This is a genomic window from Streptomyces sp. NPDC001135 (assembly GCF_053598395.1).
In genome coordinates this window covers 96,116-109,403 of the sequence record NZ_JBSFKD010000025.1, presented here as the reverse complement: position 1 = coordinate 109,403, position 13,288 = coordinate 96,116, and the positions used below count along the sequence as shown (strand labels likewise).

The window sequence follows — 13,288 nt, the reverse complement described above, 5'->3', positions numbered from 1 at the left end:
TACGAGAGGCGTTCAGGCCGAAGACGCTCGGGCGATCAAGGTCCGCAACGCGCATGAAATGGTGTTGTGGTGGGATGCTCAGGTGCCCGACCGCCTCCCGAGGGATGGGGGACAGGCGGCCTGACCAGCAAGGATGGGGTAGCGGAAGATGGACAAGCAGCAGGAGTTCGTGCTCCGGACACTGGAGGAGCGTGACATCCGGTTCGTACGCCTGTGGTTCACGGACGTGCTGGGCTTCCTCAAGTCCGTCGCCGTGGCCCCCGCCGAGCTGGAGCAGGCCTTCGACGAGGGCATCGGTTTCGACGGCTCCGCCATCGAGGGCTTCGCCCGGGTCTACGAGTCCGACATGATCGCCAAGCCGGACCCCTCCACCTTCCAGGTCCTGCCGTGGCGCGCGGAGACCCCCGGCACCGCCCGCATGTTCTGCGACATCCTCATGCCGGACGGCTCCCCGTCCTTCGCCGACCCGCGCTACGTCCTCAAGCGCGCCCTGGCCCGCACCTCCGACCTGGGCTTCACCTTCTACACCCACCCCGAGATCGAGTTCTTCCTGCTGAAGGACCGCCCGCTCGACGGCTCCCGCCCCACCCCGGCCGACAACTCGGGTTACTTCGACCACACGCCGACCAACGTCGGCATGGACTTCCGCCGCCAGGCGATCACCATGCTGGAGTCCATGGGCATCTCGGTGGAGTTCTCCCACCACGAGGGCGCGCCCGGCCAGCAGGAGATCGACCTGCGCTACGCCGACGCGCTCTCCACGGCCGACAACATCATGACGTTCCGCCTGGTCATGAAGCAGGTGGCGCTGGAGCAGGGGGTGCAGGCGACGTTCATGCCGAAGCCCTTCTCCGAGCACCCGGGCTCCGGCATGCACACGCACCTGTCCCTCTTCGAGGGCGACCGGAACGCGTTCTACGAGTCGGGCGCCGAGTTCCAGCTCTCCAAGGTCGGCCGTTCCTTCATCGCGGGCCTGCTCCGGCACGCGGCGGAGATCTCGGCGGTCACCAACCAGTGGGTGAACTCCTACAAGCGCATCTGGGGCGGCTCGGAGCGCACGGCGGGCGCGGGCGGCGAGGCCCCGTCGTACATCTGCTGGGGCCACAACAACCGCAGCGCCCTGGTCCGCGTCCCGATGTACAAGCCGGGCAAGACGGGCTCCGCGCGCGTGGAGGTCCGCTCCCTGGACTCGGGCGCCAACCCCTACCTGGCCTACGCCCTCCTGCTGGCCGCCGGCCTGAAGGGCATCGAGGAGGGCTACGAGCTTCCGCCGGGCGCCGAGGACGACGTCTGGGCCCTGTCCAACGCCGAGCGCCGCGCGATGGGCATCGAGCCCCTCCCGCAGAACCTCGGGGAGGCCCTGACCCTGATGGAGAGCAGCGACCTGGTCGCCGAGACCCTCGGCGAGCACGTCTTCGATTTCTTCCTGCGCAACAAGCGCCAGGAGTGGGAGGAGTACCGCAGCGAGGTCACGGCCTTCGAGCTGCGGAAGAACCTGCCGGTGCTGTAGTCGCGGGCCGACGGCCGGCCCGGAACGGTTGCGGGCGGTGGTACCGGAGTGCGCAACAGCGCTCTCGGTGCCACCGCCCAGCCACTTCCCACCGTTCAGGGGTGCTGAACCGGCCTCTTACCAGGCCTTGTTGTCGCAGCCCATGGTCGAGCCGATGTGCGTCGCCTGCGCGCCCGGGTCGCCTTCGCCGTTGAGCGCGTTGCCCAGCACGCCGTTGAGGATCCCGACCTCGCCGAGGACGTCGAGGTTCAGGTCGTGCGACCGGCAGTTCGAGCTCTGCATGACGCTGTTGCCGCCTTCGCCCCCGGCGTGAGCGGTGCCGGCCGTCAGGAGCCCGACGCTCCCGAGAGCCGCGACCATGACGGCAGCCTTGTGAAGCTTGTTCATGTGATCTCCATAGAGTGAGTTGTGGATGCGATCTGTCACGGATCTTGCACCTACAGCAACGGAGATTAGGGTGTATATCCGTCAAAATGGACATCGACACGCCGATTTAATGATCGAGCGGACCGTGCGCCGCGCCCTTATGGCACATACGCCGGAGACACCGCGGCCGTGCTGATCCGCCGCGCCCGCCCCGACCCGTCCGCCGGGACCTGGTACAGGTCGGCGCCGTAGTCACCGGGCAGGGCGTACACGACCGTACGGGTATCGCGCCACACCGCCTGGTCGTCCACGCTCCTGCGCTCGGCCAGCGGAGTCTCGCGCATCGTCCGCAGGTCGAGCACGTACAGATGCCAAGGGGCGTCCTTCGGCAGGCCCTTGACCCGCTTCTTGTAGGCGATCCGGGTGCCGTCGGGGGAAAGGGACGGGCACTCGACGTTCGTGTGCAGGGTCGTGACCGTGCGGGCCCGCAGATCGCCACGGACCAGATAGGTGTGCCCCTGCGTCGCCAGCGTCGCATAGAACGTGCGGTCGTCCGCCGCGAACGTCACCCCCCAGAAGTTGACGTCCGCCGCCCGGTACGGATGCCCGTCCTTGACGATCCGGAAGTCCTCCAGGGACGGGACCAGTTGACCACTCCTCGTGTCCACGATCGCCGCACGCGTGGAGAAGTCCGTCCCGGCGTACGAGTCACCGCCCACGAAAGCCGTCCAGGCCGCGAAGTGACCCGTGGGGGAGACCCGGGCCCGGGACGGAACGCCCGGGACGTCGTACCGGTGCACCGTCCGCAACCGGGCGTCCAGGACGAGCGCGCGATAGGTGTCCGAGACCGGCCCGTGCACCGCCTGCAGACACACACCCGTACCCGAAGCAGCGTGGAAACGCAGGCACTTGACCCCGGACGCGGTCCGCGCCCCCGACGGGTCGCCGGCCCCCACGCTCACCACCTCGTCCCGGTGCGGGCCCCACGCCGTGTTCCGGAAGACCATCCGCCCGTGCCCGGTCAGCGTGACGGCCCCCGCCGTGACTGGCGGACCGCCCGCCTGCGCCCGGTCACGGCGGCCGGCACGGGCCGAGGCGTGCAGCACGGACGCCAGCCCCACCGCGGCCAGTACGGCGACGGCGGCGACCAGGATCAGGACGCGGCCGCGTACGGTCATGCGGGCACCGTCCCCTTCGGGCGCAGGACCGAGGAGAACGCGGCGCACGCGGCCAGCGCCACCGCCGCGCCCGCCAGCGCCGCCCGGTCGCCCCACACCGTCCAGGCCGCGCCGAACAGCAGACTGCAGGCGAACCGGGCCAGCGCCTGTCCGGTCTGTACGAGGGCCAGCCCGGAGGAGCGCAGTGCCTCCGGCACCCCGTCCGAGGCCGCCGCCATCAGCACGCCGTCGGTGGCCGCGTAGAAGGCGCCGTGCAGGGCCAGCACGACGTACGGCAGGGCCGGTCCGTGCCACGCGGTGAGCAGCAACGCGTACCCGACCAGCAGGGCGCCGTGCCCGGTCACGAAGACCGTCCACCGGCCCACCCGGTCCGCGAGCCGCCCGAGCGGCACCGCCAGCAGCAGGAACGAGGCGGCCGTACCGAGCGGCAGCAGCGCGAACCAACGGTCCGGTACGCCGAGCCGCCGCTGGAGCAGCAGATACACGAACGAGTCACTCACCGTGGCGAGACCCAGCAGCAGCGCGCACAGAGCCACCCGCCGCAGCCCCCGCCGCCGCAACAGCCCCACCGCGCCCCGCAGGGTGGGCCGCTCCTCGGGGACGGCACCACCGCGCCCGCCCGGTACGAAGAGCACCAGCACCAGGACACCGAGCACCGCCACGCAGAAGCTGACGGTGAACACCGCGTCGTACCCGTCGACCGCGGCCCGCAGGATCAGGAACGCCACCAGCGGCCCGAGCAGGGCCCCGGCCGTGTCCATCGCCCGGTGCACCCCGAAGGCCCGCCCCCGTGACTCGGCCGGCCCGGACAGCGAGATCAGGGCGTCCCGGGGCGCGGTCCGAAGCCCCTTCCCGGTGCGGTCGGCGGCCAGCACGAGCCCGATCGGCGTGAGCGAGTGCGCCGCCAGCAGCAACGGCTTGCACACGGCGGAGAGGCCGTACCCGAACCCGGCGACCCACTTGTGCCGCCCGCCGCCCCGGTCCGCGAGATGCCCGCCCGCCAGCCGTACGACCGCCGAGAACCCGTTGTAGACGCCGTCCAGCAGCCCGAAGCCGAGGGGGGACAGGCCGAGCCCCGTGACCAGGTACAGCGGTAGAACGGCGGTGACCATCTCGGACGACACATCGGTCACCAGACTGACCGTTCCGAGCGCGAGCACGGTCGGGGCGATCGCGGCACGGCGCCGCCCGGCCACTGGCCGGACGGCACCGTCCGCGGACGCCGATGGGGGTCCCCCCGCGCGGCTGTCCGCTACGTACACGTCACGACGCCCAGACGCCGGTGATGTCCTGGGCGGAGGCGGCGTTGCCCGCGTGCGAGGTCAGCCCCTGGCTGTCCTCGAGGGTGCGCAGCAGGTCGTAGTGGTCGTAGGCCGTGGAGCTGGACGAGCCGGCCGCCACGGGCTGCCCGTAGAGCACCGTGGGGATCCGGTTCCCGCTCAGCCGGTTGTCCTCGTCGAACGTGACGACGAGCAGACTGTTGTGGCTCTTGGCCCAACTCGCGTAGCCGCCCAGGTTGTTCTTCAGCCAGGTGTCTCCGGTGGACACCGAGCAGTCGTGCATGTCGCTGCACAGGTTCGGGGTCACGAACGACAGCTGGGGCAGTGTCGAGTAGTCCGCCGGGAACTGCGCGAACGTCTTCGCGCTCGACGTCGGCACATTGCTGAACCCGAACCACGGGTTGTGCTTGCGCGCGTAGTTCCCGCTGCTGCACGTGGTCGAACCCTGGCTCGGCAGGGTCTCGTTGTAGCTGGCCCAGCTGCGCCCGGCGGCGATCGTCTCGGACGCGAGATTGGGCGCCGACGAGAAGGCGGGCGTGTAGCAGCTGTCGTCCGTGATGCCCTGCGTCGAACCGGAGAACAGGGCGAAGTAGTTGGGCTGGCTCGGGTGGGTCTCGGCGTACGACTGCGTCAGGCTGGCACCCCCCGACCTCAGCGAGTTGAGGTACGGGGCGCTGGAGGAGCCGATGACCTGGCTGTAGGCGTGGTTCTCGAAGACCACGACGACCACGTGGTCCGGACTCGGCACGGCGCCCGCGGCGTGCGCGGACTCTTCACCGAGGCCGGTCCACAGCCCGACCGAGGCCGCGGCGAACGCCGCCACGGACGCCACGACGGTACGGGCACGGCGGTACACGGAACTGCCGGACACATCAACCTCCGGGTGGGGGTACGGGGCTGGCGGTGCGGACAGAGCATGCACACGTCAATATTCCCGTGCCCCACGTCGGCCAACCCCGCGGGTGAAGAACGGATGAACAAGGGGTACTCCCGCCCCCATGGCGCGGATTCTCGTGGGCACATGCGGCTGGACGGACCGAGCCCTGCTGACGAGCGGCTGGTACCCACCCGGCCACCGGGACGCCGAAGGCCGCCTACGGCACTACGCCGGCCGCTTCCCCCTGGTGGAGGCCGACTCCCCCTACTACGCCCTCCCCACCCCGCGCACGACCCGCCTCTGGGCGGACCGCACCCCACCCGGCTTCCGGTTCGACGTCAAGGCGTTCTCCCTCCTCACCGGCCACCCCACCCACCCCCGCGCCCTCCCGCCGGACCTGCGCGCACACCCCCGCGACGAAGCGTTCCGCGAGGAGATCTGGACCCGCTACGCCCAGGCACTCACCCCCCTGCGCGCCTCCGGCCGCCTCGGTACCCTCCTCTTCCAGTACCCGCCCTCGCTCACCCCCGGACCCGCCGCCGAGGCCTTCATCCACACCGCCCGGGAACGTGCCCGCGACTGGCCGTTCGCCGTGGAGTTCCGCAACCCCGCCTGGTGGCACCCCGATCAGGCCCGCCGCACCGGCGCCTTCCTCACCGACCTCGACGCCACCGCCGTAGCGGTCGACACCCCCCAGGGCTTACCGACCTCGATGCCGCCCACCACCCCCGTCACCACGGCCCACCTCTCGGTGATCCGCTTCCACGGCCGCAGCCGCCACTGGGGCACGGGCAGCAAACAGGACCGCTTCCGCCACAGCTACACCACCCCGGAACTGCGCGAATGGCTCCCCCGCATCCGGGCCCTGGCCTCCGCCACCGAGGAACTCCACATCCTCTTCAACACCTGCTGCGGCGACGCGGCCCCCCAGGCGGCGCAGACGATGCACACCCTCCTGACCCCACCCCTCCCACAGCCACGCACACCGGACAGGAACCGCGGGGGGAACGCGACGTGAGATCTGCCCCCCGTTCCCGCAGCCGCGCACGGCGGGAAGGGGACGTGGCGGGTGGTGTCCGCCCGCAGCGGCCGGCGAGAACGCGCCGAACCTCTCAGGGAGCAGTCCGCCGGACCGAGGACGGACACCACCCGGCGCGGCACCGACTCACGACGCACCGCGGGCGGGACACCAGCCACGACGACGAGCCACAGGCCGCCGCAGGCACCCGCCCCCACCCCACCGGCCCGCACCGCTCCCCGCCGCCCCACCACCGAAGCCCCCACGCCCGCCCCACGCCCGCCCCGCCCCACCCCGCCCCTCCGGCTAGGCTCTGGCCAGGAGAACCGCACCCGAGGGGAGGCCACGGAGATGACGCCGGGCCGCAGAAGCAGCACCTTCACCCGCCTGCTCCGACACGGCTTCACCGACCCCTCCGCCGCGGAGCGCCTCCTCGACGGCCCCGAACTCGCCCCCGTCCGCGACGACCCCGTCCTCCTGGAAGCCCTCGGCGCCACCCCCGACCCCGACCTCGCCCTGCACGGCCTGGTCCGCCTCCTGGAGGCCCAGGACGGCCCCACGGCCCACCGCGAACTGCTGGACACCCTCATCGCGGCCAAGCCGCTGCGCGACCGCCTCCTCGGCGTCCTCGGCGCCTCCGCCGCCCTCGCCGACCACCTGGCCCGCCACCCGGGTGACTGGCGCGCCCTGGTCACCTACGAACCCCGCGACCTGCACCCCGGCGTCGAGGAGTTCGAGCGCGGCCTGGCCGAGGCCGCCGACCCCGTCTCCCTCCGCGTGGCCTACCGCCGCTGCCTGCTCTCCATCGCCGCCCGCGACGTCTGCGGCACCACGGACGTCGCCGAGACGGCCGCCGAACTCGCCGACCTCGCCACCGCCACCCTCCGCGCCGCCCTGGCCATCGCGCGGGCGAACGCCCCCGAGGACGCCGCCGCCTGCCGCCTCGCGGTGATCGCGATGGGCAAGTGCGGCGGCCACGAACTGAACTACGTCTCGGACGTGGACGTGATCTTCGTGGCGGAGGCGGCCGAAGGCGCCACGGAGGCCCACGCCCTCACCTCCGCCACCCGCCTCGCCTCGCACCTCATGCGGATCTGCTCCGAGACCACGGTCGAGGGCTCCATCTGGCCGGTGGACGCCAACCTCCGCCCCGAGGGCCGCAACGGCCCCCTCGTCCGCACCCTCTCCTCCCACCTCGCCTACTACCAGCGCTGGGCGAAGACCTGGGAGTTCCAGGCCCTGCTCAAGGCCCGCCCGGTGGCGGGCGACGCGGAACTGGGCCGGGCGTACGTCGACGCGCTCGAACCCATGGTCTGGAAGGCCGCCGAGCGCGAGAACTTCGTACCGGACGTCCAGCAGATGCGCCGCCGCGTCATCGCGAACATCCCCGCCGCCGAGATCGAAAGGGAACTCAAACTCGGCCCGGGCGGCCTGCGCGACGTCGAATTCGCCGTCCAGCTCCTGCAGTTGGTCCACGGCCGCACCGACCCCGCCCTGCGCAGCGGCACCACCCTGGACGCCCTCCAGGCCCTGGCCGCCGCGGGCTACGTCGGCCGCGAGGACGCCGCCCGCCTGGACGAGGCGTACCGCTTCCTGCGCTCGATGGAGCACCGCATCCAGCTCTACCGCCTGCGCCGCACCCACCTCGTGCCCACCGCGGAAGCGGACCTGCGCCGCCTCGGCCGCTCCCTCGGCCTGCGCACCGACCCGGTGGCCGACCTGAACCGCGAGTGGAAGCGGCACACCGGCGTCGTACGGCGGCTGCACGAGAAGCTCTTCTACCGTCCGCTGCTCGACGCGGTCGCCCAGCTCGCCCCCGGCGAGGTCCGCCTGAGTCCCGAGGCGGCCCGCGAGCGCCTGGTCGCCCTCGGCTACGCCGACCCCGCCGCCGCCCTGCGCCACCTGGAGGCCCTCGCCTCCGGCGTGACCCGCAAGGCGGCCATCCAGCGCACCCTGCTCCCCGTCCTCCTCGGCTGGTTCGCCGACTCGGCGGACCCGGACGCGGGCCTGCTGAACTTCCGCAAGGTCTCCGACGCGCTCGGCAAGACCCCCTGGTACCTGCGCCTGCTGCGCGACGAGGGCGCGGCGGCGGAGAACCTGGCCCGCGTCCTGTCGGCGGGCCGCCTCGCCCCCGACCTCCTGATGCGCGCCCCGGAAGCGGTGGCGCTGCTCGGTGACGGAGACGGTACCGGGGTGAGCGGCGGTGGCCTCGCGCTCCGCGAGCGCACCCCCCTCGAACAGGAGATCCTGGCCGCCGTGGGCCGCGCGGAGAACGCCGAGCAGGGCGTCACGGCGGCCCGCGGCGTCCGCCGCCGCGAGCTGTTCCGTACGGCCGCCGCCGACATCGTCGGCTCCTACGGCACCGAGACCAGCCCCGCCGAGGCGGACCAGGGCGCCCTGGTGGACCGGGTCGGTGCCGCGGTCTCCGATCTCACCGCCGCCACCCTCGCCGGCACCCTGCGCGCGGTGGTCCGCGACGGCTGGGGCGACACGCTCCCCACCCGCTTCGCGATCATAGGGATGGGCCGCTTCGGCGGTCACGAGCTGGGCTACGGCTCCGACGCGGACGTCGTCTTCGTGCACGAGCCGCAGGACGGCGTCGACGAGCACGAGGCCGCCGCGGCGGCGAACAAGGTCGTCGCCGAGATGCGCCGGCTGCTCCAGCTGCCCAGCGCCGACCCGCCGCTGCTGATCGACGCCGATCTGCGCCCGGAGGGCAAGTCGGGCCCGCTGGTGCGCACCCTGAAGTCGTACGAGGCGTACTACCGCCGCTGGTCCCTCGTCTGGGAGTCCCAGGCGCTGCTGCGGGCCGAGCCGGTCGCCGGCGACGAGGAGCTGGGCCGGCGCTTCACCGAGCTGATCGACCCGCTGCGCTACCCGGCCCACGGCCTCGGCGAGGACGCCGTACGCGAGATCCGCCGCCTGAAGGCCCGGATGGAGGCCGAGCGCCTGCCGCGCGGCGCGGATCCCAGGCTGCACACCAAGCTCGGACCGGGCGGCCTGTCCGACGTGGAGTGGACCGTGCAGCTGTTCCAGCTCCGGCACGGCTGGGACCATCCCGGCCTGCGCACCACCCGCACCCGCGAGGCACTGGCCGCCGCCCACGAGGCCGGGCTGCTGTCCGCCGAGGAGACGGAGATCCTGGACGAGGCCTGGGTGCTGGCCACCCGGGTGCGCAACGCGGTGATGCTGGTGCGCGGCCGGGCCGGGGACACCTTCCCGACCGAGCCCCGCGAGCTGGCCGCCGTGGGCCGCTATCTGGGCTACGGCGCCGGGCACGCCGGGGACATGCTGGACGCGTACCGCCGTACCACCCGCAGGGCGCGCACGGTGGTGGAGGAGCTGTTCTACGCGGACTGAGCGGACGCAGCCGGTTCCGCCACCCGGGCCGGCGCCCCCTTCGGCAGGGCGTACGGCACGGCGCCGTACCACATCCGGGCCACCGTGAAACCGAAGGCCAGGCACAGCACGCCGCCCACCGCGTCCAGCCAGAAATGGTTGGCGGTCGCGACGATGACCAGCAGGGTGGCCGCCGGATACAGCAGGCCCAGCACCCGCACCCACGGCACGGACGCCAGCGCGAAGATCGTCAGCCCGCACCACAGCGACCAGCCGATGTGCATCGACGGCATCGCCGCGTACTGGTTCGACATGTGCTTCAGATCGCCGGACGCCATCGAGCCCCACGTGTGGTGGACCATGACCGTGTCCACGAAGCGCCCGCCGCGCATCAACCGGGGCGGTGCGAGCGGAAACAGGTAGTAACCGACGAGAGCCACACCGGTGGTCGCGAACAGGGCCAGCCGCGCCGCCGCGTAACGCCCCGGATGCCATCGGTACAGCCACACCAGCACACCGATCGTGATGATGAAGTGCAGGGTGGCGTAGTAGTAGTTCATGCCGATGATCAGCCAAGTCGCTGAGTTCACGGCGTGGTTGACGGACCGCTCGACGGCGATGCCGAGATCGTGCTCGGCGCCCCAGATCCAGTCGGCGTTGCGCAGCGCCTTGGCCTTCTGTTCCGGGACGGCGTTGCGGATCAGTGAGTACGTCCAGTAACTCACCGCGATCAGAAGGATCTCGAACCAGAGCCGGGGCCGCCGCGGACGCCGCAGCCGGCCCACCACCCCCCGTGCGCCCCGTCCGTACTCGCCCGTGACGGCCTGCGGAACGGCCACCTCCTCGCGACCTTCCGGCTGCGTCACGGTCGAGTCACTCATAGCCATCAAGTCTGCCAGAAAAGGCTTCCTCGACCGATCATCCCAAGGTCGGGTCCGAGGCGCACCTTCTACGGCGAACGGACGACGTGCGGTGCCGACGCGGTCGAACCGCGCACCACCAATTCCGGCATGAACACGAACTCGCTGTGCGGCGCGGGCGTCCCGCCGATCTCCTCCAGCAGCGTGCGCACCGCGGCCTGCCCCATCGCCGGAACCGGCTTGCGGACCGTGGTCAGCGGCGGGTCGGTGAAGGCGATCAGCGGGGAGTCGTCGAAGCCGACCACCGACACGTCCCGGGGCACTTCCAGACCGCGCTGCCGCGCCGCCCGTATGGCACCGAGCGCCATCATGTCGCTGGCGCACACCACGGCCGTGCAGTCCCGCTCGATCAGGGCCGTGGCCGCGGCCTGCCCGCCCTCCAGGGTGTACAGCGAGTGCTGGATCAGCTCGGTCTCCACCGTCTCGGCGGAAAGACCCAGCTGGTCCTGCACGGCCCGCACGAAGCCCTCGATCTTGCGCTGCACCGGCACGAACCGCTTCGGCCCGAGGGCGAGCCCGATCCGGGTGTGCCCGAGCGAGGCCAGATGGGTCACCGCGAGCGTCATCGCGGCCCGGTCGTCGGGGGAGATGAACGGCGCCTGCACCTTCGGCGAGAACCCGTCCACCAGCACGAACGGCACGCCCTGCGCCCGCAGCCGCTCATAGCGCTGCATGTCGGCGGTGGTGTCCGCGTGCAGCCCGGAGACATAGATGATCCCGGCGACCCCACGGTCCACGAGCATCTCGGTCAGCTCGTCCTCGGTCGACCCGCCCGGGGTCTGGGTGGCGAGCACCGGGGTGTAGCCCTGGCGGGTCAGTGCCTGGCCGATGACCTGGGCCAGGGCCGGGAATATCGGGTTCTCCAGCTCCGGCGTGATCAGCCCGACCAGCCCCTCGCTGCGCTGCCGCAGCCGCACCGGGCGCTCGTAGCCCAGGACGTCCAGCGCGGCGAGCACGGACTGGCGGGTGGTGGCGGCGACGCCCGGTTTCCCGTTGAGGACCCGGCTGACGGTCGCTTCGCTCACCCCCGCCTGCGCAGCGATGTCGGCAAGCCGTGTGGTCACAGGATTGGACTGTACCGGTCGCATCTCAGACTGCCCACCAGATGGCGCAATCCGCGGGGACCGCGGTGTGTGCCGGGCCCGGCTCGACATCGGCGCTGGCGAGCAGCAGCGTGCCGGGAGTGGCCACGGAGACCGGGGCGGCCGTGAGGTTGACCGTGCAGACGAACGAGCCGTCGGCGGTGTCACGGCGGAAGGCCAGCACGCCCTCCGGGGCGTCCAGCCAGGTCACCTGGCGGCCGGCGCCGAGCGCCGGGTGCTCGCGGCGCACGGCCAGCGCGCTGCGGTAGAACTCCAGGGTGGAGGTGGGGTCGCCCTCCTGGGCCGCGACGGTCAGGTCCTTCCAGTTCGCGGGCTGCGGCAGCCAGCTCGGGCCGCCCTCGACGGGGCCGAAGCCGAACGGCGCCGCCTCGCCCGACCACGGCAGGGGCACCCGGCAGCCGTCGCGCGTGCCGTCCTGGCCCGAGCTGCGGAAGAACGCCGGGTCCTGGCGCACCTCGTCGGGCAGGTCGACGACCTCGGGCAGGCCCAGTTCCTCGCCCTGGTAGAGGTACGCCGAGCCGGGCAGCGCCAGCATCAGCAGGGTCGCCGCCCGGGCCCGGCGCAGACCACGCGCCTCGTCCCCTTCCGCGAGGCGCGTGGAGTGCCGTACCACGTCGTGGTTGGACAGCACCCAGGTCGCGGGCGCGTGCACCGCGTTCATGGCGGTCAGCGAGCGGTCGACGACCTCGCGCAGGTCCGCCGCGTTCCAGCCGGTGGTCAGGTAGGAGAAGTTGAAGGCCTGGTGGAGCTCGTCGGGCCGGATGTACAGGGCGCTGCGCTCGACGGTCGGCGTCCACGCCTCGGCCACGGCGATCCGGTCGTCGTCGTACTCGTCGAGGATCCGCCGCCAGCCCCGGTAGATCTCGTGCACGCCGTCCTGGTCGAAGTACGGCACGGCCTCGGTGCCGAGCAGCTTGACCTGCTCGTCGTGGCCGATGTCCGGCAGGCCGGCCGCCTTGACCAGGCCGTGCGCCACGTCGATGCGGAACCCGTCGATGCCGAGGTCCAGCCAGAACCGCAGGATGGAGCGGAACTCGTCGTGCACGGCCGGGTGGTCCCAGTTGAAGTCGGGCTGCTCCGGGGCGAACAGGTGGAGGTACCACTCGCCGGGGGTGCCGTCCGGCTCGGTGACCCGGGTCCAGGCCGGGCCGCCGAAGATCGACTCCCAGTCGTTCGGCGGCAGTCCGCCGTCGGCGCCCTTGCCCGGCCGGAAGTGGAACCGCTCCCTCAGCGGCGAGCCGGGACCCTCGCGCAGCGCCTGCTTGAACCACTCGTGCTGGTCGGAGCAGTGGTTGGGCACCACGTCGACGATCACCTTCAGACCCAGCCCATGGGCGTCGCGCACCAGGTCGTCGGCGTCGGTCAGGGTGCCGAACATCGGGTCCACGGCCCGGTAGTCGGCGACGTCGTAGCCCGCGTCGGCCTGCGGGGAGGCGTAGAAGGGCGACAGCCACACGGCGTCCACGCCCAGCCGCTTCAGGTACGGCAGCCGGGAGCGGATGCCGGGCAGGTCGCCCATGCCGTCGCCGTTGCCGTCGGCGAAGCTGCGCGGGTAGACCTGGTAGATGACCGCGTCGCGCCACCACTCCCGGCGCCCGGAGGCGGCGGAGGAGGCGTCGGTGGGGACTGCGTCGGTGACGTGCTGGGTCATGGATTCCCTTACGTGATGCGGGGGGAACGACGAAGAAGCTTGCGGG

General features: G+C 72.1%; 10 protein-coding genes. 3 read left to right on the top strand and 7 right to left on the bottom strand.

Annotated elements, in window-relative coordinates:
• Nucleotides 1-148: 148 nt before the first annotated feature.
• Nucleotides 149-1,510: a type I glutamate--ammonia ligase gene (glnA, locus tag ACWC94_RS27580; protein ID WP_450799792.1), complete on the top strand. Its 1,362-nt coding sequence runs from the start codon at nucleotides 149-151 to the stop codon at nucleotides 1,508-1,510.
• 117 nt (nucleotides 1,511-1,627) lie between these two features.
• Here the strand turns inward: glnA and ACWC94_RS27575 are convergent, their stop codons facing one another.
• The 4 genes from ACWC94_RS27575 to ACWC94_RS27560 form a co-directional block, all read right to left on the bottom strand.
• A complete protein-coding gene (locus ACWC94_RS27575; protein WP_450799791.1) occupies nucleotides 1,628-1,897 on the bottom strand; it encodes a hypothetical protein in 270 nt (89 codons plus the stop codon).
• 137 nt (nucleotides 1,898-2,034) lie between these two features.
• A complete protein-coding gene (locus tag ACWC94_RS27570) occupies nucleotides 2,035-3,054 on the bottom strand; it encodes a TolB family protein (RefSeq protein ID WP_450799790.1) in 1,020 nt (339 codons plus the stop codon).
• Entirely contained in the window at nucleotides 3,051-4,316 is a 1,266-nt protein-coding gene (locus ACWC94_RS27565; protein WP_450799789.1) for an MFS transporter, read from the bottom strand. Before ACWC94_RS27565 ends, ACWC94_RS27570 begins: the two co-directional genes overlap by 4 nt.
• 1 nt (nucleotide 4,317) lies before the next feature.
• Nucleotides 4,318-5,205, bottom strand: coding sequence for an alkaline phosphatase family protein (locus tag ACWC94_RS27560; protein WP_450799788.1), 888 nt, complete (start codon nucleotides 5,203-5,205; stop codon nucleotides 4,318-4,320).
• A gap of 127 nt (nucleotides 5,206-5,332) precedes the next feature.
• On the opposite strand from ACWC94_RS27560, the gene ACWC94_RS27555 reads away from it, so the two are divergent.
• Nucleotides 5,333-6,229: a DUF72 domain-containing protein gene (locus ACWC94_RS27555; protein ID WP_450799787.1), complete on the top strand. Its 897-nt coding sequence runs from the start codon at nucleotides 5,333-5,335 to the stop codon at nucleotides 6,227-6,229.
• A 351-nt stretch (nucleotides 6,230-6,580) separates the two neighbouring features.
• Nucleotides 6,581-9,589 carry a bifunctional [glutamine synthetase] adenylyltransferase/[glutamine synthetase]-adenylyl-L-tyrosine phosphorylase gene (locus tag ACWC94_RS27550; protein WP_450799786.1) on the top strand — a complete coding sequence of 1,003 codons (3,009 nt, stop codon included), beginning with the start codon at nucleotides 6,581-6,583 and terminating at the stop codon, nucleotides 9,587-9,589.
• On the opposite strand, the gene ACWC94_RS27545 is transcribed toward ACWC94_RS27550, so the two are convergent.
• From ACWC94_RS27545 to ACWC94_RS27535, 3 genes are all read right to left on the bottom strand, one after another.
• On the bottom strand, nucleotides 9,577-10,449 hold the full coding sequence (locus ACWC94_RS27545; protein WP_450799785.1) for a phosphatase PAP2 family protein: 873 nt from the start codon (nucleotides 10,447-10,449) through the stop codon (nucleotides 9,577-9,579). The genes ACWC94_RS27550 and ACWC94_RS27545 overlap by 13 nt on opposite strands.
• Before the next feature lie 68 nt (nucleotides 10,450-10,517).
• Entirely contained in the window at nucleotides 10,518-11,552 is a 1,035-nt protein-coding gene (locus ACWC94_RS27540) for a LacI family DNA-binding transcriptional regulator (RefSeq protein WP_450799784.1), read from the bottom strand.
• A 25-nt stretch (nucleotides 11,553-11,577) separates the two neighbouring features.
• Nucleotides 11,578-13,242, bottom strand: coding sequence for a glycoside hydrolase family 13 protein (locus ACWC94_RS27535; RefSeq protein ID WP_450799783.1), 1,665 nt, complete (start codon nucleotides 13,240-13,242; stop codon nucleotides 11,578-11,580).
• Nucleotides 13,243-13,288 lie beyond the last annotated feature (46 nt).

Bases quoted from the DNA above. Each gene is read 5' to 3' on its own strand.
- glnA (WP_450799792.1), top strand. From the start codon at position 149: ATGGACAAGCAGCAGGAGTTCGTGCTCCGGACACTGGAGGAGCGTGAC.
- ACWC94_RS27575 (WP_450799791.1), bottom strand. From the start codon at position 1,897: ATGAACAAGCTTCACAAGGCTGCCGTCATGGTCGCGGCTCTCGGGAGC.
- ACWC94_RS27570 (WP_450799790.1), bottom strand. From the start codon at position 3,054: ATGACCGTACGCGGCCGCGTCCTGATCCTGGTCGCCGCCGTCGCCGTA.
- ACWC94_RS27555 (WP_450799787.1), top strand. From the start codon at position 5,333: ATGGCGCGGATTCTCGTGGGCACATGCGGCTGGACGGACCGAGCCCTG.
- ACWC94_RS27550 (WP_450799786.1), top strand. From the start codon at position 6,581: ATGACGCCGGGCCGCAGAAGCAGCACCTTCACCCGCCTGCTCCGACAC.
- ACWC94_RS27545 (WP_450799785.1), bottom strand. From the start codon at position 10,449: ATGAGTGACTCGACCGTGACGCAGCCGGAAGGTCGCGAGGAGGTGGCC.
- ACWC94_RS27535 (WP_450799783.1), bottom strand. From the start codon at position 13,242: ATGACCCAGCACGTCACCGACGCAGTCCCCACCGACGCCTCCTCCGCC.